Origin of the sequence: Burkholderia sp. Bp8963 (genome assembly GCF_003854275.1) — a bacterium.
Classification (GTDB): domain Bacteria; phylum Pseudomonadota; class Gammaproteobacteria; order Burkholderiales; family Burkholderiaceae; genus Burkholderia.
In genome coordinates this window covers 1-20959 of sequence record NZ_QTQP01000075.1, presented here as the reverse complement: position 1 = coordinate 20959, position 20959 = coordinate 1, and the positions used below count along the sequence as shown (strand labels likewise).

19 protein-coding genes are annotated in these 20959 nt (G+C 66.2%); 9 read left to right on the top strand and 10 right to left on the bottom strand.

Going from position 1 to position 20959, the window contains the following annotated elements:
- Window positions 1–2 precede the first annotated feature (2 nt).
- Both DID96_RS34595 and DID96_RS34590 read right to left on the bottom strand, forming a co-directional pair.
- A complete protein-coding gene (locus DID96_RS34595) occupies window positions 3–1343 on the bottom strand; it encodes a hypothetical protein (protein ID WP_409333840.1) in 1341 nt (446 codons plus the stop codon).
- Between the two features lie 26 nt (window positions 1344–1369).
- Window positions 1370–2830, bottom strand: coding sequence for an HlyD family efflux transporter periplasmic adaptor subunit (locus tag DID96_RS34590; RefSeq protein WP_124603682.1), 1461 nt, complete (start codon window positions 2828–2830; stop codon window positions 1370–1372).
- Window positions 2831–3645: 815 nt separating this feature from the next.
- Here DID96_RS34590 and DID96_RS34585 point away from each other — a divergent pair.
- From DID96_RS34585 to DID96_RS34575, 3 genes are all read left to right on the top strand, one after another.
- Entirely contained in the window at window positions 3646–4077 is a 432-nt protein-coding gene (locus DID96_RS34585; protein WP_260464129.1) for a TIGR02594 family protein, read from the top strand.
- Between the two features lie 180 nt (window positions 4078–4257).
- The gene (gene yfcF, locus DID96_RS34580; protein WP_124603681.1) at window positions 4258–4890 is read left to right on the top strand and encodes a glutathione transferase; all 633 of its coding nucleotides are present in this window, start codon (window positions 4258–4260) and stop codon (window positions 4888–4890) included.
- An 85-nt stretch (window positions 4891–4975) separates the two neighbouring features.
- Window positions 4976–5596, top strand: a complete 621-nt coding sequence (locus DID96_RS34575; protein ID WP_124603680.1) for a LysE family translocator — start codon at window positions 4976–4978, stop codon at window positions 5594–5596.
- Between the two features lie 96 nt (window positions 5597–5692).
- Here the strand turns inward: DID96_RS34575 and DID96_RS34570 are convergent, their stop codons facing one another.
- The 5 genes from DID96_RS34570 to DID96_RS34550 form a co-directional block, all read right to left on the bottom strand.
- The gene (locus DID96_RS34570; protein WP_124603679.1) at window positions 5693–7129 is read right to left on the bottom strand and encodes an efflux transporter outer membrane subunit; all 1437 of its coding nucleotides are present in this window, start codon (window positions 7127–7129) and stop codon (window positions 5693–5695) included.
- A gap of 9 nt (window positions 7130–7138) precedes the next feature.
- On the bottom strand, window positions 7139–8713 hold the full coding sequence (locus tag DID96_RS34565; RefSeq protein ID WP_124603678.1) for a DHA2 family efflux MFS transporter permease subunit: 1575 nt from the start codon (window positions 8711–8713) through the stop codon (window positions 7139–7141).
- Window positions 8714–8726: 13 nt separating this feature from the next.
- Window positions 8727–9818 (bottom strand): HlyD family secretion protein, encoded by a 1092-nt coding sequence (locus DID96_RS34560; RefSeq protein ID WP_124603677.1) that lies wholly within the window; start codon window positions 9816–9818, stop codon window positions 8727–8729.
- 64 nt (window positions 9819–9882) lie between these two features.
- Window positions 9883–10314, bottom strand: coding sequence for a MarR family winged helix-turn-helix transcriptional regulator (locus tag DID96_RS34555; RefSeq protein ID WP_124603676.1), 432 nt, complete (start codon window positions 10312–10314; stop codon window positions 9883–9885).
- A 137-nt stretch (window positions 10315–10451) separates the two neighbouring features.
- The gene (locus tag DID96_RS34550) at window positions 10452–10637 is read right to left on the bottom strand and encodes a hypothetical protein (protein ID WP_124603675.1); all 186 of its coding nucleotides are present in this window, start codon (window positions 10635–10637) and stop codon (window positions 10452–10454) included.
- Window positions 10638–10869: 232 nt separating this feature from the next.
- Here DID96_RS34550 and DID96_RS34545 point away from each other — a divergent pair, with 232 nt between their 5' ends.
- The 3 genes from DID96_RS34545 (at window position 10870) to DID96_RS34535 (ending at window position 13762) form a co-directional block, all read left to right on the top strand.
- Window positions 10870–11121 carry a hypothetical protein gene (locus tag DID96_RS34545; protein ID WP_124603674.1) on the top strand — a complete coding sequence of 84 codons (252 nt, stop codon included), beginning with the start codon at window positions 10870–10872 and terminating at the stop codon, window positions 11119–11121.
- A 168-nt stretch (window positions 11122–11289) separates the two neighbouring features.
- Window positions 11290–12984, top strand: a complete 1695-nt coding sequence (locus DID96_RS34540) for a sialidase family protein (RefSeq protein WP_124603673.1) — start codon at window positions 11290–11292, stop codon at window positions 12982–12984.
- 202 nt (window positions 12985–13186) lie between these two features.
- The gene (locus DID96_RS34535; RefSeq protein ID WP_124603672.1) at window positions 13187–13762 is read left to right on the top strand and encodes an isochorismatase family protein; all 576 of its coding nucleotides are present in this window, start codon (window positions 13187–13189) and stop codon (window positions 13760–13762) included.
- A 193-nt stretch (window positions 13763–13955) separates the two neighbouring features.
- Here DID96_RS34535 and DID96_RS34530 read toward each other — a convergent pair whose 3' ends face one another.
- The gene (locus DID96_RS34530) at window positions 13956–14912 is read right to left on the bottom strand and encodes a LysR family transcriptional regulator (protein ID WP_124603671.1); all 957 of its coding nucleotides are present in this window, start codon (window positions 14910–14912) and stop codon (window positions 13956–13958) included.
- A gap of 163 nt (window positions 14913–15075) precedes the next feature.
- Between DID96_RS34530 and DID96_RS34525 the strand changes: the two genes are divergently transcribed.
- Together DID96_RS34525 and DID96_RS34520 are read left to right on the top strand one after the other, a co-directional pair.
- Window positions 15076–15504, top strand: a complete 429-nt coding sequence (locus tag DID96_RS34525) for a MarR family winged helix-turn-helix transcriptional regulator (protein WP_124603670.1) — start codon at window positions 15076–15078, stop codon at window positions 15502–15504.
- 193 nt (window positions 15505–15697) lie between these two features.
- On the top strand, window positions 15698–17026 hold the full coding sequence (locus tag DID96_RS34520) for a cytochrome P450 (RefSeq protein WP_124603669.1): 1329 nt from the start codon (window positions 15698–15700) through the stop codon (window positions 17024–17026).
- Window positions 17027–17050: 24 nt separating this feature from the next.
- On the opposite strand, the gene DID96_RS34515 is transcribed toward DID96_RS34520, so the two are convergent.
- Window positions 17051–18160: an AraC family transcriptional regulator gene (locus DID96_RS34515; RefSeq protein WP_124603668.1), complete on the bottom strand. Its 1110-nt coding sequence runs from the start codon at window positions 18158–18160 to the stop codon at window positions 17051–17053.
- A 76-nt stretch (window positions 18161–18236) separates the two neighbouring features.
- Between DID96_RS34515 and DID96_RS34510 the strand changes: the two genes are divergently transcribed.
- The gene (locus DID96_RS34510) at window positions 18237–20270 is read left to right on the top strand and encodes an NADPH-dependent 2,4-dienoyl-CoA reductase (protein ID WP_124603667.1); all 2034 of its coding nucleotides are present in this window, start codon (window positions 18237–18239) and stop codon (window positions 20268–20270) included.
- A 30-nt stretch (window positions 20271–20300) separates the two neighbouring features.
- Here DID96_RS34510 and DID96_RS34505 read toward each other — a convergent pair whose 3' ends face one another.
- On the bottom strand, window positions 20301–20705 hold the full coding sequence (locus DID96_RS34505; RefSeq protein ID WP_124603666.1) for a DUF2471 family protein: 405 nt from the start codon (window positions 20703–20705) through the stop codon (window positions 20301–20303).
- Between the last annotated feature and the right edge of the window lie 254 nt (window positions 20706–20959).

Genomic DNA, 20959 nt, shown 5'->3' with positions numbered 1-20959 from the left:
CGTCACTCCAGAGCATGAGTGGTGCCGCCGCCGGGGCAGCCGCCGCCGGGCAAGCATCCCCCCGGACGAAACGGATTCCACCCGGCCGCCGCCAGCACGGCCCAAGCGGTCGCGCCGAGGTGCGGCAGGTGGAAGTAATAGAAGTCCTCGGTCTTCGACGTCGGCCCGATCGACAGCCCTGTGCGAATCCGCGCGTCGGGCGTTGCATAAAGCAGCCCGTCCGGTGCGCGCTGCGACAGCAGCAGCGCCCACAACGGCTGGACCTTGGCGTTCTGCCCGACCGCCTGCAGCGTGAGCGCAGCCTGACCGGTGCCTTCGGTCCACACGCCGTCCGGGTGCGCATTGAAGCCATACCCGCCGTTGACCCGATGTGCGCTATCGACCCAAGCGATGCTGCGGCGCCACTCCGGCGGCGCGTCGCGAATCGCGAGCAGCGGCCACAGCGACGCGTCGAGCGCCGACGGGCCGACGTTCGGGCTATGCCCGTCGTCGCGCGTGCCGATCACGAAGCGGCCTTGCTGCGCATCCCACATCGCCGCGACGAAGCTGCGCGACTTGTCCGCAGCCGCGCGCCAGCGCGCGTCGCCGGTGCGATCGGCGAGCCAGTGGAACACCGCGTACGTATCGACGTTGTGCTCGGTGGATTTCCATCCCTGATGGATCTGCTTCGGCTCGTAACCGAACTCGCCGCCGATATAGCCGGCCGGCGCGGTCGCATCGAGTCGGCCCGGATCGACCCAGCCCATCAGCGCGGCGGCGCCGTCGAGATAGCGTGGGTCGTGCGTCGCCTCGTGGACGGTCAGCAGCGCGAGCGCGGCCCACGCGACATTGCCGGTCGCAGTGCCGTCCTGATACGCATCCTCGAACCAGCGCTTGCTCGGCTCATCCCACCAGCCGGGCAACGGCGCGGGTCCGGCCGGCAGCGCGCCGGCGCGGTACGCGTTGCGCAGCCGCATGTCGTGGAAGTGGCGGTCCTGCGTACTCGCCTGCAGGAACGCGTCGGCGATGCGGCGTGCGTCGTCGGTGCGATGGCATGCGACCAATGCGATGCTGGCGAGCGCGTTGTCGTAGACGAACGCCGCGTGCGTCAGCGCCGGCGCGAGCGGCGGGCCGCCCGGCGCCGCCTCGTAGCTGTCGAGGAACATCGGCCCCGCGCCCGGCACGGCCGCGACACGCTCGGCCAGCGTCTTGCAGCCGGACGCGAGCAGCTCCGCACGCTGCGGCGACGGCGGCGCGTTGTCGGCGCCGGAGGCAACAGGAGCAGCGAACATCATCAGCGGCGCGAGCGGCAGCATCATGAGCCAGACGATCTTGTGCAATCGGTGCAGGAAGGGCAGCTTCATCGGCATCGTTCCTTGTGCGCACGGCGTTACGTCAGCTGGCTGCGCAGCCAGTTGAAGCCGCGATCGCCGGCTGCTCGCAGCGCGTCGAACCACGGCTGCGCGTGATCGGCGAACGATCGGGCGCTGGCTTGCCAGTTCACGTCGTCCGGAACCAGATCGGCTACGCCGCTGCCGAGCCAGCTCTGGTTGAGGCTGACCTTCGCCCAGCGGCCCATTGCACAGCGGTTGGCCGAGTCGGCGCGCGCGCTGACGGGCAGCGCGGACAGCGGCCGGTCGAGCTTCGCGATCACGTAGATCTCGTTCTTCTCGATCGGCGGGAACGGCACGAAGTAGCGCGCCTGCTCGCCTTCGGACGCGCGCGGCAGCACCTCGGCGACGGATGCGGGCACCCTGGACCGCACGCCGTCCATCTGCACGTTCAGGCGCGTGCCGGGCAGCAGGTCGTCGCTCAGGCTGCGCGGGAACACGGCGACGACGCGCGACTGGCTGCAGTTGCTCGCGCGGATCAGCGTCGCACCGGCCGCGACGCGCGTGCCCGGCGGCGCGAGCACGTCCTCGACGACGCCCGGCTGGTTCGCGCGGATATCGAGATTGGACAGCCGGTCGAGCCGCGCCTTCTCGGCATCGATCATCTTGCCGACCGACTGGCCGTACGTGTCGTACTGGGTCATCAGCGCCTTCAGCTGCACGATGTCCGCGCTGAGCAGCCGGCTGCGCTGCTCGAGCGACGAAGTGGCGCCGTCGCTGGCGGACGCGTAAACCTTGTTCCTCGACGCATTGCCGTCCGCCATCGCGTGATCGAGCTCGGCGGCGGCCGCGGCCTTCGCGTTCGACAGGATCGACAACTGGTAGCGCGATGCATTGGTGTATGCCTCGCTCACCGCGCCGGCTTCCTGCATCGCCTGGTTGCGGCTGACGACGTCGGCCTGCTGGTCGACCTGCGCCTTCGCGACGTTGAGCCGGGCCTGCAGCGCGCGGATGCTCGCCGCGTGTTCCTGCTGCGACGCGCTCTGATAGCGCTGCAGGTCGTGGCCGGTGGTGGCGAGCTGGTTCTCGTCGCCCGCGAGCTGCGCGCGCGCGGCGTCGTAGTGCTGCTGGTTGTCGAGGGCCTTGCCGGTCAGGTCGATCAGCAGCGCGCGATCGATGTTCGGATTCTGGACCGTCATCAGCGGCTGGTTCACGACGAACGGCTTGCCGATCCCCACGTACTGTTGCGTGACGATCCCGTCGACCGGCGACGTGACGAGCGACACCTGGCTGTTGACCACGGCCCGCTCCGACGAACGCGTGAAGATGTTCGGGAACATGATGGTCAGCACGACCCACGCGACGAACACCACGACGCCGTAGCCGATCGAGCGCACGGCGAAGTGCCACAGCGGCCGCGCCACGGCAGACTGGCGGCGCGCGACGGGAGCGTCATGCGGCGGCGCGTGCACGCCAGGGACGTGCTCGGGCGACCGGTTGTCGAGTTGCTGGTCAGACATAAGGCTCTCCTGCAAGGCAAACGCGCGAATGAGCGAACGAGCGAACGCAAGTCAGTCGTCGCAAGCCCGGTGCTGGCGTCAGCCCTGGGCGTCGTCGTCGAAGGCAAGCCGGTGCCATTGCGCACGAGCGCGTGCGCGCCGATCCCGGCCTACCTGTGTCGTTTGTTGTCCGCAGTGCACCTGCTCCGAGCATCGTCGGATCGACACACTGTCTGAACGGGCCGGCTTCACCGGCCACCTGATTGGCCCCGCTTGCGCGGAACCGGTTGAACGTGGTCTTGCAACTACGTATTGACAACTCACATGCGTCTGCGCGGCACGTCTGGCAGAGGCGCTGCGAGTCAATTCAGACTAGTGAAAGCGCCGGGGCGGTACTGTAAGTGTGTGTAAAAGATGATTTCTTTGAGACCCTAAAACGCGCGTGTTAAGTGACTGCATAGTTACGCCGCTTTCGTTGTCGGCTGTTTGTAAAGCATTGGGCGCGATCTGGCGGCGGAGCATTTTGGTCATCGCATGCCGAACTCCGGCGGTATCCGTGGCGCTCCGACCCGACACGACGCTTCACAGCCGCCGATGTGGCGCCGCTGTCATGCGTTGCCGCTATCGCGCATCGACGCGACCGCATGATCCGTACCTGTTGAGGGGTCATTGTCCCGACGATTGGCACGGTCCGATCGGGGTCGCGCGTGCGAGCGCATTCGCGGCCCGAAACGACGCTAAACGACACCGCGCGTGTGCGGCCCGCCCCTCGACATCCGCACACAGATCGGCGACGATTTCGCAAACCTTGCAAACAACAACCAGAAGTGACGCACATGACTGTCGATCACCACCCGGTATGGATGCCCGTCGCGATGAGAGAACGCGGCGTGCGTCGTTTCCCCGCGGGCGAGACGAATCCCCGCATCGTCGAGTACAACAACCACACGAACCTTGTCGGCTATGACGACAAGATCTCGTGGTGCTCGTCGTTCCTCAACTGGTGCATGACGCACGCGGGCTTCCGCGGCACCGGCTCCGCGCTCGCGCGCTCGTGGCTCGAATGGGGCAGGGCGCTGGAGCAGCCTGTCTACGGCTGTATCGCGGTGCTGACGCGCGACGATCCGGCGAGCTGGAAAGGGCACGTCGGCTTCTATCTGCGCCACGATCACGAGAAGGTCTATCTGTTTGGCGGCAACCAGCTCGAAGAAGTGCGCGAGCTCGCGTATCCGCTCGACACCGTGATCGGCTACCGGTGGCCCGAATAGCGGGCGTCCGGGTCGACAACCGTCGCACGCGCTCGCCTGCGGATTGCTACACTGCTGCAGGCTGGTTGCACCATCCACTTGCCATTTGCTTCCCCGGCTTCCCCGGCTTCCTCAGCTTCCTCGGGCGCGGCGGCAGATCGCTCGCGTCCTATCCCAATGAAAATGAAACAGGAGAGAGCAGTGCAAAACGGGAACCTCCGTCTTTACGTGGACTCGGAATACACGAGCCCGTACGCGATGTCGGTCTACGTCGCGCTTCAGGAAAAATCGCTGCCGTTCGAGCTGGTGACGGTCGATCTCGGCAACCGCGCGCATTTCGCGCCGGACTATGCGGCGACGTCGCTGACGCAGCGCGTGCCGACACTCATTCACGACGACTTCGCGCTGTCGGAATCGTCGGCAATCACCGAATATCTCGACGACGCGTTCCCCGGCACGCCGCTGTATCCGGCCGACCGCCGCCTGCATGCACGCGCGCGGCAGGTGCAGGCGTGGCTGCGCAGCGACCTGATGCCGATCCGCACCGAACGCTCGACCGAGGTGCTGTTTTACGGGCCGTCCAGCGAGCCGCTGTCGAGTCTCGCGCAGGCCGCCGCGCAGAAGCTGTTCGCGGCCGCCGACAAGCTGCTCGCGCCGGGCGCGGCGAACCTCTTCGGCGACTGGAGCATCGCGGACACCGATCTCGCGGTGATGCTGAACCGTCTCGTGCTGAACGACGATCCGGTGCCGCCGCGCCTCGCGGACTACGCGCGTGCGCAGTGGGAACGGCCGTCGGTGCAGCGCTGGGTGAAGCTGAAGCGTCCGGCGCAGTAAAGGGCACGGCGCGCCACGTGCCTGATTTCGGCGTGCTAGTGTGAGCTCGCCGATTCACTCCATCGTTCAACCCTACCCAATCGACATGAGCTACATTCCCCAACTCGCCGCGGTCGGCGGCGTGATGCTTCTTGCATGTGTGAGCCCCGGCCCCGACCTGATCGCGGTCACGTCCCACGCGCTCGGCAATCGCCGCGCCGGCCTGCATGCGGCGTTGGGCATTGCAACGTCGCACGCGGTATGGGCGGCGATGGCGATCTTCGGGCTCGGCCTGATCGTCGCGAAGCTCGCGTGGCTGTACGAGGCGATCCGTATCGCCGGCGCCGCTTACCTGATCTATCTCGGCGTGAAGACGCTGTGGGGGCTGCGCCAGTCCGCACAGCAGCCGGACCCGGCCGTCGCGCCGGCCCGCAGCGGCGCGCAGGCGTATCGGAAAGGCCTGCTGGTCGGCGTGACCAACCCGAAGGCCGCCGCGTTCTTTGGTAGCCTGTTCGTCACGCTGCTGCCGGCGCACGCGCCGTCGTGGGTGCATGGCGCGACGCTCGCGATCGTCGTCGCGGTGTCGCTGACGTGGTTCTGCACGATGGCCGTGCTGTTCTCGACGAGCCGTGTGCAGACCGGCTATGCAAGGCTGCGCAAGCCAATCGATGCGGTGATGGGGACGGTGCTGCTCGGTCTCGGCACGAAGCTCGCGCTGGATCGGTAACCTGCTTGGCGCATGACGGGCCGTTCCGGTAGCACGGAACGGCCCGTCGCACATCAGCAAGCCGCGCGTCCTGCGCGGCTTCAATCCCCCGATCGATCAGTTCGCAGCAACAGCTTCCGCCTTCGCGTCATCCGCCGTCTCATTCCTGCTCCACCCACCGCCCAACGACCGATACAGCGCAACCGCCGACAGCGCATGCTCGCGGCGCACCTGATTGAGCGCATCCGAATCGCGCAGATACACCTCCTGCGCGGACAGCACATCCAGGAAATCCGTCGCGCCCCCCTTGTAGAGCTGGTTTGCGAGACCGAGCGCCTTGTCCGACGCGGCGAGCGCGCTGGTCAGACGTTGCGTCGCCGCCGTCGTGCTGACGAGATTCGCGCGCGAGTCCTCGACTTCGCGCAGCGCCTGCAGCATCGTCTGCCGCAACCCGAGTTCCGATTCACGCATCCGGCTTTCGCTCTGCGCGATGTCGGCGGTGATGCGCCCCGCGTTGAAAATCGGGCTCGTCGCGCTCAGCGCCGCGCTGAACAGGTTATCGGTCAGTGTCGGCAGCCCGAGGTACGACGCGGCGAGGATGCCGTCCGTCAGGTTCAGCGAGAACTTCGGATAGCGTTCGGCCTTCGCGACGCCGACCTGCGCCGCGCGGCGCTCGACCTGCGCGTACGCGGTCAGCACGTCGGGTCGGCGCAGCAGCGCCTGCGACGGCAGCGTCTGCGGCGTGCCGTCCGGCGGCGCTGGAATGTCGCCGGCCTGCGCGAGCACGAGACGGTCGACCGACTCGGGCGTGCGGCCCGAATACACGGCGATCAGGTTCAACTGATGCGCGATCTGCGCCTGCGTCGGCGGGATGCGCGCTTCGAGCGCGTCGAGCTGGTTCTGCGCGCGCGCGACGTCGAGTTCGGTCGACAGCCCGAATGCCTGCCGCTTGTGCGTAAGGTCGAGCGCACGCTCACGGATCTTCGCGTTGTCCTGCAGGATCCGCAGCTCCTGCTGCGCCCACCTCAGGTCGACATACGCGGACGCGGTGTCCGCCGCGAGCGCGAGCCGCATCGCGTCCTCCGCGTGTTTCTGCCCGACGAGTTCGGACTGCGCGGCGAGCAGGTCGAGCCGTTCGCCGCCGAACACGTCGGGCGACCAGCTGAGCACGAGGCCCGCGCCGGCCTCCTTCACGTAGCCGAGCGGCGGCGGCGTGTTCTTGCGCGCGTCGGACGCGTGCGCGGTCGCATCGAGTTCGGGCAGCAGCACCGAGCGTTTCTGCACCGTCAGCGCCTGCGCCTGTTTCACGCGTTCAGCGGCGGCCTGCAAATCGAGGTTTCCATCGAGCACGGTCGCGATCAGCTGGTCGAGCACGGGGTCGCGGAATTGCGCCCACCATGTGGCGGCGTCGGCACCGGCATGCGGCACGTCGGTGTCCCACGCAGCCAGCGCGAGCGATTCGACCGACTCGTGCAGCGCGGGATGCTGCGCGGGCTGCACCGCGCAACCGGCGGCGAACACGCTGACGGCGATGGCGACAAGAAGCTTCTTCATGGCGATCTCTCAGTGCGCGTCCGGCGGCGGCGCGCTCAACGAAATGGGTTTGGAGAACATCACCGCGACCAGCGCGACGACGAAACACAGCGACAGCGCATAGAACGCATCGGCATAGGTGAGCGTCAGCGCTTCGCGATAGATGAGGTGATGCAGGTTCGCGAGCCCGGCCTGCGCGGCGTTCAGCGTGTCGCCGGCGACGGTCAGCCAGTGCGCGGCCTGCTGGTCGAGCAGCGACTCGATCTGCGGCTGGCCGGCCGTCACGTGCTCGTTCAGCCGCAGGTAATGGAAATTCAGCCGGTCGTTGAGCATCGTTGCGCTGACCGCAATGCCGATCGCGCCGCCGAGGTTGCGCATCAGGTTGAACAGGCCGCTTGCGGATTTGAGCCGCGACTGCGGCAGCGAGCCGAGCGACATCGTGACGATCGGCGGCACGCTGAACTGCTGGCCGATCCCGCGCAGCGCCTGCGGCAGCAGCAGTTCCTGCCAGCCCCAGTCGTGCGTGATCGGCGTGTACAGGTAGCAGCCGAGGCCGAAGCAGACGAGCCCGAACACGAGCAGCGCGCGCATGCTGACGAAGCGCGCGGCGATCGCATACGCGCCGAGCGCGAGCATCTGGAACGCGCCGACCGACAGCAGCGCGACACCGATCTGCAGCGAATTGAAGCCGCGCACCTGCGCGAGGAACAGTGGCGTGAGAAACACCGTCACGAAGATCCCGATGCCCGTCACGAACGACAGCAGGCTGCCGATCCCGAAGTTGCGGACCGCGAGCGCGCGCAGATCGACGATCGGATCCTTCGCGGTCAGCGCGTGCACGATGAACAGGAAGCCGCAGATCCCGGAGATCCACGCGCACGCGACGATCACGTGATCGCTGAACCAGTTCTTGCGCGGGCCTTCTTCGAGCACGTATTCGAGGCAGCCGAGGAAGCCGGACATCAGCACGATGCCGAGATAGTCGCCGCGCTTGAGCAGGCCGAGATCGGGCGTGTCGATATGCACGTAACGCGGCACCAGCGCGGCGACGACGATGCCGGGCACGAGGTTCAGGTAGAACAGCCAGTGCCACGACCACTGGTCGGTGATCCAGCCGCCGATCACGGGCCCGATCGCGGGGGCGAGCGACGCGAGCGCGCCGATCGTCGTTGACGCGACGAGCCGCTGCTTGCCGGGGAACAGCACGAACGCGGTGGTGAACACGGTCGGGATCATCGCGGCGCCGAGCGCGCCCTGCATCCCGCGAAACAGGATCATCGAGTTGATGTCCCACGCGAGGCCGCACAGCATGCTCGTGATCGTGAAGCCGACCGCCGACGCGACGAACAGCCAGCGCGTCGACAGCACTTTCGACAGCCAGCCCGACATCGGGATCACGATGATTTCCGCGATCAGGTACGCGGTCTGCACCCAGGACAGCTCGTCCTGGCTCGCGGACAGCCCGCCGCCGATGTCGCGCAGCGACGATGCGACGATCTGGATGTCGAGCGTCGCCATGAAGAACCCGACGCACATCAGCGCGAACGCGAACACGCGCTGCTTCATCGGTTGCGACGCGGGGTCGCCGGAGAAAGCGGTGGTCATCGTCGGCTCCGCGTCAGTTCTTGCGATCGGTATGCACGGTCACGACCGCGGACAGGCCCGGGCGCAACACGTTTTCGAGGCCCGGCTGCGGATCGAGATGCACGCGCACCGGCACGCGCTGCACGATCTTCGTGAAGTTGCCGGTTGCGTTCTCGGGCGGCAGCACGCTGAAGGTCGCGCCGGTCGCGGGCGCGAGACTGTCGACGCGGCCGTGCAGGGTCACGCTCGATGCGTCGAGCGATACGTCGACGCGATCGCCCGCGCGCATCTTCTTCAACTGGTCTTCCTTGAAGTTCGCATCGATCCACAGGCCCTGCGCGGGCACGATCGTCAGCAGCGACACGCCGACGTTCGCGAGCATCCCGACCCGGCCCGTGCGGTTGCCGACGTAGCCGTCGACGGGCGAGCGGATCGTCGTGTATTCGACATTGAGCGCCGCGACTTTCTGCGCGGCGAGCGCGGTGTTCACACGCGCCCGCGCGTCGACGAGCTGCGCGCCGAGCACGTCGAGCTGCCGTTTCGCGGCGAGCAGCGCGGCATCGCTGCGCTCGACTGCCGCGCTCGCCTTCGAATAATCGGCGTCGGCGCGCTCGACGATCTGGTTCGACACCGCGTCGGACTTCACGAGTTCGCGGTAACGCACCCTGTCGGACGCCGCGCGGGTCAGTTCGGCCGCCGACGCGCTTTTCTCCGCCGTGTTCTGGCCGATCACCGCGTATTGCAGCTGCTGTTTCGCGTCGAGCTCGGCCACCGCGGCGCGCGCGCTGTCGACTTCCGCTGTCGCCTGTGCGAGCTTCGCGTCGTAGTCGCGCGCGTCGAGCCGGACCAGCACGTCGCCGGCCTTCACGCGCTGGTTGTCGGTCACGAGGATCTCGTCGACGAAGCCGTTCACCTTCGGCGCGAGCACCGTGACGTTGCCGCCGACGTACGCATCGTCGGTGCTTTGCTCGAAGCGCAGCACGAGATCCCAATACAGCGCCGCGGACGCGACCACCGCGACCACGGCCAGCACGGCAACCCCCATCCACGGCACGCGGCGGCGTTGCCGCACGGCGTGCTCGACGGGAGCCGCCTCTCGGGAAACGGAAGTCTGGGTCGTATCCATCGATTCACCTATGTATATGCACTTATTGAAACGATCGACGCGACGCGCCGATCGGGGGATTGCTTCAGCGCTCCGGAATGTTGTGCGTGATCCGGAACAGTTCGTCTCTGAGGCGCGCGGCTTCCGACGGGCCGAAGCGCCGTTCGAACGCCTCCTGCGCGGCCAGCCAGTGCGTGTGCGCGTGCGCGATCTTCGTTTCGCCTTCGCCGGTCAGCGCGTACGTGAGCCGCCGGCCGTTGCCATCGTAGCGGCCCGCGACGAGCGCCGCGCCGACGAGCGGCTTGAGCGCGCGCAAGAGGGCGGTGCGTTCGATCACCAGCACGGCCGATAAAGCCGCCATCGTCAGGCCCGGACGGTCGCGCAGCAACGCGAGGATGCTGTACTGCGACGCGGTGACGCCCGCGTGCGACAGGTAACGCTCGTAAAATTGCGAGATCCGGCGTGCGGCTTGCCGCACGGCGAAACAGTCATCATCGGTGAGCGTGTACTTGTGCATGTGCACATGCTAGTGGGCACGGTGAGGCGAAGCGATGCGCGGGACTAGATCAGATTGGTGCAGCGGGCGTACCAATCGGGCGATCCCGAAATAGTCGGGCCACATGGAGATCCCGGGCCAGCTCTACCGCGCCAGCTCTACCGCGCCAGCTCTACCGCGCCCGACATACTTTCTGCTGAATTGTCCGTCGCGATGTCGCCGGCTCGTCCAATACCGGTCAGCCATTCGATGCGCTGTCTTCTTCTCTCAAAAGCGACGGGTTCGACGATATCGCTACCACCTGCTGCCGGTGCTTCTGCCCGTAAAGCTGAATATACGTACATGTTCGATCATGTACGTTTCCGCGCTTCCCGGCATATGCTAGGTACTGTCTTTTCTCGGCCACGTTAGACACTGCACGGGTAACCAGAACGGTTGTAAAAGGGCTCTCGATCCGGGCTGCCTCGGGCAAGCTGCAGGCCGCCGCGTCAGTGTGGCGATGCCTGCGCATAGCGACGCGAAAGTTCGTCGCTTGAGGATCGATGTCCATCGTGACACGGGCTTCAGTCAGGAGTCTTGACCATCGACATTTTCGAATCCGCCCTGCAGCGCACGGCGGACGTCGCCGCCATGCTCGGCCAGGTGCCGTTGGACATGACGCTCACCATGTTCCATCTGGAAGTGGTCTCGAATCGTGCGGCTGCGCATCACATCAAGAATGAAGCAGCACGTGCATCCGCGGCTTCGCGCCCAATCTCCCGGCAAGGTCTGAGGTTGTCAGTCGTCGGGGATATCTCCCGCCACTTCGGACGTATCAAGCGAGACTGATCGCGCGCGCCGCGTGAGACGGGTTTGCGACTGAATGTCGTTGTTGCTGACATTGGGTTTACCCGGGGGCAAGTCCTTTCGCATATCGCTTTCACGTGCGAGAGGCGGAGTGCCGGCGATGTGCGGCCGGCCGTGCAAAGGCGTCATACCGCTTATCGGAGGTACAAGATGAATTCCATCTGCAGATGCCTGTCCCGTTCCGTTTCCCAGCGACTCGCGGCCGGCGGCGTCATCGCGCTCGCATCCACGCTCGGGCCGGGCGTGCAGGCGCAAGTGCTCGGCCCACTCGTCCAGGTGGCCGCGGGCGACCCATTCAGCGGATGCACCGCCGACCAGGTGCATGCGCAAGAGACCTCGCTCGGGAGCGTCCTTTATCCCGCCACGTCGATCGAGCCATGGGTGGCGGCCGATCCGACCAACGCATCCCGCCTTCTCGCCGGCCACCAGCAGGACCGCTGGAGCGACGGCGGCTCGCGCGGCCTCGTCGGCGTCGTCTCCGGCGATGCGGGCAGCAGCTGGGCCAATTCGATCCCGACCGGCGTGACCGAGTGCACCGGCGGCAAATTCCGCCGCGCCTCCGATCCCTGGGTCGACTTTGCGCAGGACGGCACGGCCTTCTTCTTCTCGCTGGTGCTGGACCCCATGCAGCCGACGACGCCATTCGGTGCACGAAGCAGCGGGATGCTGGTCAGCCGCTCCGTCGATCACGGCGCAACGTGGCAGGCTCCCGTCGAGTTGATCCACAACAGCTCGTCGCACGTGCTGAATGACAAGAACTCGCTCACCGCCGATCCGACCGCGAACGGCTACGTCTACGCGGTGTGGGATCAGCTGAGCGTTTTCCCGCCGAGCAAAGACGCTGCACAGCTGCTCGCGGGCAACGATGGCGTCGCGATCGCGCGCCAATTGCTCAATTCCACGGCGGGCGCATCTGCGGTATGCGAGCCGTTCACGAGTCCGCCGTGCAAGGGCGGCGCCCCGTCCTTCAAGTTCAACTTTACCGGCCCGACCTTCTTCTCGCGATCCATCGACAATGGCGTGACGTGGAGCACGGCCGCCCCGATCTACCAGCCGGGGACGAACAAACAGACGATCGACAATATCGTCCGCGCATTGCCCGATGGCACCCTGCTCGATTTCTTCACGGCAATCAACGTGACACCGCAGGTTCTCAACATCGGCTACATCAAGTCCACGGACAAGGGCGGAAACTGGACGGGGCCGGCGTTCGCCAGCGATATTCAGGTGGTCGGTGTAGTCACGCCGGACTCCGGCCAGCGGATCCGCGATGCCGCCATTCTCTATAGCGTCGCTGTGAACCCGGTCAATGGGGCAATCTATCTCGCGTGGCAGGACGATCGTTTTTCGACAGCCACCTGCACCACGCCTACTGGCTCGATCCCGATCGACGGGATCGCTTTCAGCGAATCGGACGACGGCGGGGCCACCTGGTCGATGCCGATGATGATCAACAAGACGCCGACGAATGCCGCGAACCCGTGCCGGCAGCAGGCTTTCATCCCGGCGGTGGTGGCGTCGGGCGACGGCAAGACCGTCGTGGTGACGTACTACGACTTTCGTAACGACAAGAACACGCCTGTCGGCTTCGAGGGCACCGACTATTTCGCGCTCTTCTGCTCGACCTCTGCCGGATGCACGAAGCCCGTCAACTGGGGCAACGAGCAGCGACTGACCAACGCCTCGTTCAACATACTTGACGCTCCCGTGGCGCGTGGTCATTTCCTCGGCGATTACATGGGCCTGACCGCTAGCGGGCCGGCGACTGTGTACCCGGTGTTCGGCATCGCCACGGGTCACAATGTAACGGCCGAATTCACCCGCCAAATCTCAGGGCTGCAGTGAGCACAACGGGCGGCGGCCTCCGGTCCGCCGCCCGGTCCGCCAGGGCGCGCCGACGTTCCGGCAACCGTCCATATGGGAAAGTGGATGCGCTGCACGCGCATTCGCAAGCCAAGCTCAATGCTGTAGCATCGACCATCAAGCGCGCGAATCTGCGTCAGCAGATCGGATTTCTTTTACCAGCGAATGCCTCGCCAACCGACATATGAATGCTCAGCCTCGCGCTATTCCCCTTGTCATCCTCGATGTTCAAGACGCCATCGACCGGCCGAACTGGAATGGGAAGAACAATCCCGGCTATTTGGCGGTGATCGAGCGTCTTTTGGCACACTGGCGACGGAATCGTTGGCCGGTTCTTCACATCAAGCATGACGAGCCGACGCCGACATCGAGCTATCACACTCACGGCCCGTGGAACGCCATCAAGAAAGAAGTCGCGCCGCTCACGGGAGAGCCCGTCATCATCAAAAATCAAAACTGCGCGTTCATCGGCACCGATCTTGAGCGCGTTCTTCGCGGCATGGGGGCCGGTCATCTGGTGCTGACGGGTGTGGTTGTCCACAACAGCATGGATGCAACGGTTCGCGTCGGCAAGGCGCTCGGATTCAGCATCATCTTGCCGTCAGACGCCACGACAGCCGTGCCGGTGGTCGGAAAGGACGGGAAATCCTGGGATGCGGCGACTGTCCACGACCTGACGCTGGCGATACTCGACGGCGAATACGCTGAAGTCACGACATCGGATGAGGTGATCGCGCGGCTTGATCGGCGCGGGAGTTAACGCGCGAACGTCGCGTCCTGGCCGAGCTCGGAAGCTCGCCGTGCGCAAGCCATCTGATGGCCTGGGAGAACCCGTCGGGCCTCGCCGCGGCGATCGGGCGATCGCTCGGGTAGGCGGCAGGCGAGCGCTGAATTCGCGCTGCGCCGGCGCGGGCCGCACCGCACAGTACCGCACCGCACCGCACCGAGCCCGGCTATCGATCGTCAGCGCCGCGCACAACGGCATCAAGCGGCGCGGCAACGATCTCCGCGGTGTCCACGTGTTCCTCATACGCGACCGCATAGTCGATGAACGCCTGGACCTTCGCCGGCAGCAGCGCGCGGTTCGCATACGCGAGCTTGATCTCGACGAACGCGTCGACGAGATCGGCGTCCGCGAGCAATTGCACGAGCGTGCCCGACGCCAGCTCCCGTTCGACGAGCGCCCTCGGCACGACGCCGATCCCGAAATGGCGCAGCACCATCTCGCGGTTGAAGACGGGGCTGTTCGACGATACGTCGCAGCGGTACGGCACGGTCAGCGTGTCGCCGTCGATGCGGAACGCGAGCGCCGCGCGCCTCAGCGACGGCGACAGCGGCACGAACAGATGGTCGGCCAGCTCGGCCGGCGTGTCCGGGCGGCTGTGCGTGCGCAGGTAGTCGGGCGTCGCGACGATCACGACGGGGATCCGTTCGAGCAGCCGCACGACGGTCGATTCGGTGGTCAGCATGTACGGCACGACGATGCCGATGTCGTAACCTTCGCCTACTAGATCGACCGGGCGCTCGGTCAGCGTGACGTCGAGGCGGACTTTCGGATAGGTGGCCTTGAAGCCCGCGATCAGCGGCACGAGCCGGTTCAGCGCGACGGTCGTATGCGCGACGAGCCGCAGCAGGCCGTCCGGCTCGCGCGTGTGCGTGATGGCCTCCGCTTCGAGCGAGTCGAGTTCGTCGAGCAACGCCGCGCAGCGTTCGTAGATCCGCTCGGCCGTTTCGGTGAGCGTGACCTGCCGCGTCGTCCGGTGCAGCAGGCGGCTGCCGAAACGCGCTTCGAGGTCGGCGATTGCGCGCGACACGACCGGGCGCGCGAGACCGTGGATGTCGGCGGCGCGGGTGAAGCTGCGCTGCTCCACCACCGACCGGAAAAGCCGCAGCTTGTCGATGTAGTCCATGTGCGTGTCCTCGGGTTCGAACGCGGGGCGGGGGAGTAGGGTGGCCGTCGACGGCGCGCGATGATCCGGCCCCGGACGCATGCAGCGATCCGCCCGGCCGCGGCCAGTCGATACGGCGGAGTATACGTTGACTTTATGCATATGCACATATAAATTGCCGTTCATGGACGATATTCAGATTGGTGGTGCGTGCAATTGCTTCGCGCTGCGTCAGGCGACGCGGTTCGTCACGCAAATCTACGAACGCCACTTGAGCCCGCACGGCGTGACGCCGGCGCAGTTCTCGATCATGGCGATCCTGTCGAGCCGGCCGGATGTGATGATGAGCGAACTCGCCGACGCGCTGGTGATGGACCGCACGACGCTGCTGCGCGCGCTCAAGCCGCTGCAGCGCGACGGGCTCGTCGCGACGGGCGTATCCGAGCGCGACACGCGCGCGCATGCGCTGAACCTGACGAAACAGGGCGTGCGCACGTTCGGTCAAGCGAAGCGCGCATGGCAGGCTGCGCAGGACGAGTTCGAGACGCAGTTCGGTGAGGGTCGCGCGAAGGTGCTGCGCGACGAGCTGTTCAGTTTGACGGGGAAGCGCTAGACGGGCGCGTCATGCACGTTGCGTCGAGATCGTGTTCGCGAGCCTGACAAGTCCTGGTCATCTGGCCTGTAGCCCCCGCGACATGCTGCTCAAATCTTTTGTAATACAATTGGCGGCGCCCCTCCCACCGTCCCGCCCACGGTCCCATTGAGGCGGCTAACAAATCCAACAACGCCTCCGCTGGACCGGTCGAATGAGCAACGACACCTCAACCGTAACGACCTGCCCGATCCGCAAGCGTCTGGCCTTCCGCCGCAAATACTGGCAGCTCCCGGATACCGGCCTGAACAACTGGCTGGAAATTCAGCGCGATCCTTTGAAGTGGCTGGCCGACACGCATCGAGCCTCGCCCGATCTCGCGAGCCTGCGGATGGGGCCGAAGCGGCTCTGGTGTCTGTTTCATCCCGACGCGATCCATGAACTGATGGTCACCCATCGTGCCGACCTGCAACGCTGGGAACCCAGCCTGTGCATCATGCGTCAGTGGAACGGCACCAGTTTCATGATGAAGGAAGGCGAAGCGGCACGTCGTCAGCGCAAGACGGTGCGCCCGCATATTCAGTCGCCTGCGGTACCGGAGATTCAGCGCATCGCCCGACACTGGTCGGCGCATATCGTGCCGGGCCAGGTGATCGATCTGGATCTGGAAATGGCCGCCTACAGCGTCACGCTGGCCGGCCATGCATTGTTCGATATCAATCTTGGTCCGAACGCGGTATCCATCGCGAAAGCCGTGCGTATCCTGTCGCGCGTCGCACTGCTCGAAGTCAGCACGGGGCTTCCGCTTGGTCACTGGTTTCCCGGCAAGCTTTGCCCGCGCAAGCGTTGGGCTCTCCGCGTGATGCGTTCGCAGATCGAGCAGGTAGCAAAGGAATCGCAACGCCCGGTGGTCATGCATCGCGACGATCTCGCCACGCTGCTGATGGCCTCGCACCAGGCCACCGGCGCAACGCTGGCTTGGGCGCAACTGCTGCTGGCCCAGCATCCCGAGGTGCTGGCCGCGCTACGCAAGGAACTCGCGACGATCGACTGGTCCGACGTGAAGCAACTGCAGGACCTGCGTCGGGCTCCGTTGCTGCGCGCCGTGATTCAGGAAACCCTGCGCCTGTACCCGCCGGCTTATGCGCTGGTGCCGCGCCGGCTATCGCGCGCGATGACCGTGTCGGGAACATCGCTCGCGCGCGGCGATATCGTGATGATTTCCAGCTGGATCACGCATCGCGACGCGCGTTGGTTTCCCGAGCCCGATGCGTTCCGGCCCGAGCGATTCCTGGAAGCCGCGACCTGGCCGCAGGGTGCGTATTTCCCATTTGGCGTCGGTGATCGAGCTTGCCCCGGTACCGGAATGGCGATGATGGACCTGGCTGTATCGCTGGCTTACTGGATCGAGCACTGGGACATCACGATTGTGGGGCCGGTGACGCCGCAAGGCTGGTTCTCCCTTCGTCCGCAGAATGCCCGGGTGCGCGTTGAACCGCGCATGGGTGTCAATCGCGAGCGGGATGAGAATCCGCATCGCTAGGAGTTCGGCCAAGACCGTCCCGCGTCATTCGGGAACCGAGCCCCCGGCGGCCGCTGGCCCCGTGACTGCGGCGGCCGCTTCCCGATAGGCACTCGGCGTCTGCCCGGCCCAGCGCCGGAACGCACGCGTGAAGTTCGCCGGATCGGTGAATTGCAGCCGCTCGGCGATCGTCTTCAGATCGAGATCCGACGCCGCGAGTAACTGCGTTGCGTCCCGGAACCGCGCTTCGTCGAGCAACTGCCGATAGCTCGAACCGGCTTCCTCCAGACGGCGCCGCAGCGTGCGCGTCGACACGAGCAGCGCATCGGCGAGCGTTTCCGGCCCCGGATACGCGCCCGCTGTGCGCGCCAGCTCCGCGCGCACGCGCTCGACGAGATCGCCTTCGTCCTGACGCACCTGCGCATATTCACGCTCGACCTGCACGAGCGCCTGCCGGTGCGCGACTTCGTCGGCGAGCGGCAGCGGCCAGTCGAGCACGTCGTGCGCGATCCATAGCGCATTGGCGACGCAACCGAATTCCACGGGCGGCAACTGGTCGCGATAACGCGCGAAATAGGCCGGCTCCGGCCATGCGAACCGCAGCGAGATGGCCGGCGATGCGCGCCCGGACCACTGCGAGATATTCTGCGCGAGCCCCGTCAGCACGAATTCGAACATCACGTGATGCTGCAGCACCGGGCTCGCCTGCACGCCGTGCAGTTCGAGCGTCGCGCCGCGTGCGTCCTCGTCGTAGGTCAGACGGTATTGGCGGTTGCGCATCCGGAAGTAGCGGTGCGTGACCTGCAGCGCTTCGCGGATGTCCCGCGCGGTCAGCGTCGCATAGCCGAGAAAGCCGTGCACGGTCGGCTTCAACTGCAGCCCGAACGCAAGCCCGATGCCCGGATCGCCGCCGACCTCGATCGCGTTGAGCACGAGCCGCCCCCACTGCGACGGCGCGATGCGTGCATCGGGTTCGGCCAGCACCGCGTCGCGCAGGCCGGTGCCCGCCCGCACCGCGGCCAGGTCGACGCCGCGCGCGGCCAGCGCCTGCAGCAGCAGGCGCGTATAGGCGACCGGAATCGTCGGCCTGCGCAGGCCGAGGCGGTCCTTACGAGGCGGGGAGGTCATGTCGTTTTGGCCGGAAATGACAAGCATTATGGCTGTTTGCCCCCTCACGTTCAAGGCAGCGCGCGGCCTACGATGACGCGTATCGCTTACCGGCAGGACCATCATGACGACAACTTTCCCCCACCTGCTCGCGCCGCTCGATCTGGGCTTCACGACGCTGAAGAACCGCGTGCTGATGGGCTCGATGCACACGGGCCTCGAGGACAGCCGCAAGACGCTGCCGCGGCTCGCCGAGTATTTCGCCGAACGCGCGCGCGGCGGCGTCGGCCTGATGGTCACCGGCGGCTTCGCACCGAACGTGGCCGGCTGGACCAAGCCGTTCGGCGGCACGCTGATGACGTCCGCGGCTGCGCGTCGGCACCGCACGATTCCCCGCGCCGTGCACGCGGAGGACGGCAAGATCGCGTTGCAGATCCTGCATACAGGCCGCTACGGTTACCACCCGTTCGCAGTCGCACCGTCGAAGATCAAGTCGCCGATCTCGCCATTCACGCCGCACGAGCTGAGCGCGCGCGGCATCGAGCGGCAGATTCGCGCGTTCGTGCGCTGTGCGCAGCTCGCGCGCGAGGCCGGCTATGACGGCGTCGAGATCATGGGCTCCGAGGGCTACCTGATCAACCAGTTCATCTCGCTGCATACCAACAAGCGCACCGACCAATGGGGCGGCACGTATGAAAACCGCATCCGCCTGCCGATCGAGATCATCGAGCGCACGCGCGAGGCGGTCGGCCGCGATTTCATCCTGATCTACCGGCTGTCGATGCTCGACCTGATCCCGGACGGCAGCGACTGGAACGAAACCGTGCAGCTCGCGAAGGCCGTCGAGCGCGCTGGGGCGACGATCATCAACACGGGGATCGGCTGGCACGAGGCGCGCGTGCCGACGATCGCGACGTCGGTGCCGCGCGGCGCGTTCGCGTGGGTGACGAAGAAGATGAAGGGCGAGGTCGGCATTCCGCTCGTGACGACGAACCGGATCAACCGGCCTGAAGTCGCCGAACAGATTCTCGCGGACGGCTGCGCGGACATGGTGTCGATGGCGCGTCCGCTGCTCGCCGACGCCGAATTCGTGATCAAGGCCGCGCAGGGCCGCGCGGACGAGATCAATACCTGCATCGGCTGCAACCAGGCGTGTCTGGATCATGCGTTCAAGAACCGGATCGCGTCGTGCCTGCTGAACCCGCGCGCGTGCCACGAGACGGAACTGACGTACGCGCCGGCGCAGCAACCGAAGCGCATCGCGGTGGTCGGCGCGGGGCCGGCCGGGCTCGCATGCTCGACCGTGCTCGCGCAGCGCGGCCATCACGTCGACCTGTTCGACGGGGCATCCGGGATCGGCGGCCAGTTCAACATGGCGAAGCAGATTCCCGGCAAGGAAGAATTCCATGAAGCGCTACGCTATTTCGGCCGCCAGGTCGAACTGACCGGCGTGAAGCTCCACCTGAACCGGCGCGTCGACGCGAGCGACCTGATCGCGGGTGGCTACGACGAGATCGTGCTCGCGACCGGCGTGTCGCCGCGCGACCCGAAGATTCCCGGTCAGGACGGGCCGAACGTGCTCAGCTATATCGACGTGCTCGCGGGCAAGCGGCCGGTCGGCAAGCGGGTCGCGGTGGTCGGCGCGGGCGGGATCGGCTTCGACGTCGCGGAATTCCTCGTGCAGGATGGTGTGTCGCCGGCGCTCGATCTCGACGAATGGAAGGCGGAATGGGGCGTGACCGATCCGGCCGCGACGCGCGGTGGCGTGACGCGCGCGCAGGCGACGCCGCCGGCCCGCGAGGTGACGCTGCTGCAGCGCAAGGCCGCGCCGCTCGGCAAGGGGCTCGGCAAGACGACCGGGTGGATTCACCGCGCGACGCTGAAGATGAAGCAGGTGAAGATGATCGGCGGCGTGAACTACGAGCGGATCGATGCGCGCGGGCTGCACGTGTCGTATGGCGAGAAGCGCAGCGATCCCGAGCTGATCGAGGTCGACACGATCGTGCTGTGCGCGGGCCAGGAACCGCAGCGCGCGTTGGTCGAGCCGCTGCAGGCGGCGGGGCGCTCCGTGCACCTGATCGGCGGCGCCGAGCTGGCCACCGAACTCGATGCGAAGCGTGCGATCGACCAGGGCGCGCGGCTGGCGGCGCGGTTGTAACGCGTGCGCCGCGGTTCCGCCGCGCTTCGCTCAGGCGGCTTCGGCCTGCTCCGCCGCTTCCGCGTCGAGCATCGCCTTCACGATCAGATAGACGGCCGGCAGGTCGTCGTCGTCGCGGCGCCAGTCGACCGGCTCTTCGACGTCCGCGGCCAGCAGACGGCTGTCGCGCAGCCGGATGAACGCGTCGATTACCATCGGATCGTTCCGGTTCAGAAATCCGGTATTGGAGAATGCCAGTTCCTCGACGTCGAGCAGCGCTTGCCAGCTCATCGTGCGCACCGCGGCCGGGTGCGTGCGTCGGCGCAGGCCGAGCGCCCGCTGGGCGGGAGCGCCGACGACGCGCTGCAGGTCGACGACCGCCCGCTGCGCGGCGCGCTCGAAGTGGGCGGGATTGAAGCCGGGTTGCTCGGGATCGAAAGCGGATGACTGGAACATGGTCGCCTCACAAGGTCCGTCCGTCGAAAGTGACGGAAATCGGGTCATATGGTCAAAAGCACTGTAAATATATACAGTGATTCAGGCGGTTTCAAGTCCCGGATGAAGAGAATGTGTGGGCGACTGACTAGTACAACATCCCTCAAATAAGTTTAATAATTATCGGGCTGTAAATATGGCTGCAGGAGCGTGACGATCACATCGGCCATTTCGTCGAGTGAACCCATGCCCGGCAGCGGCTCCCAACGCCCACT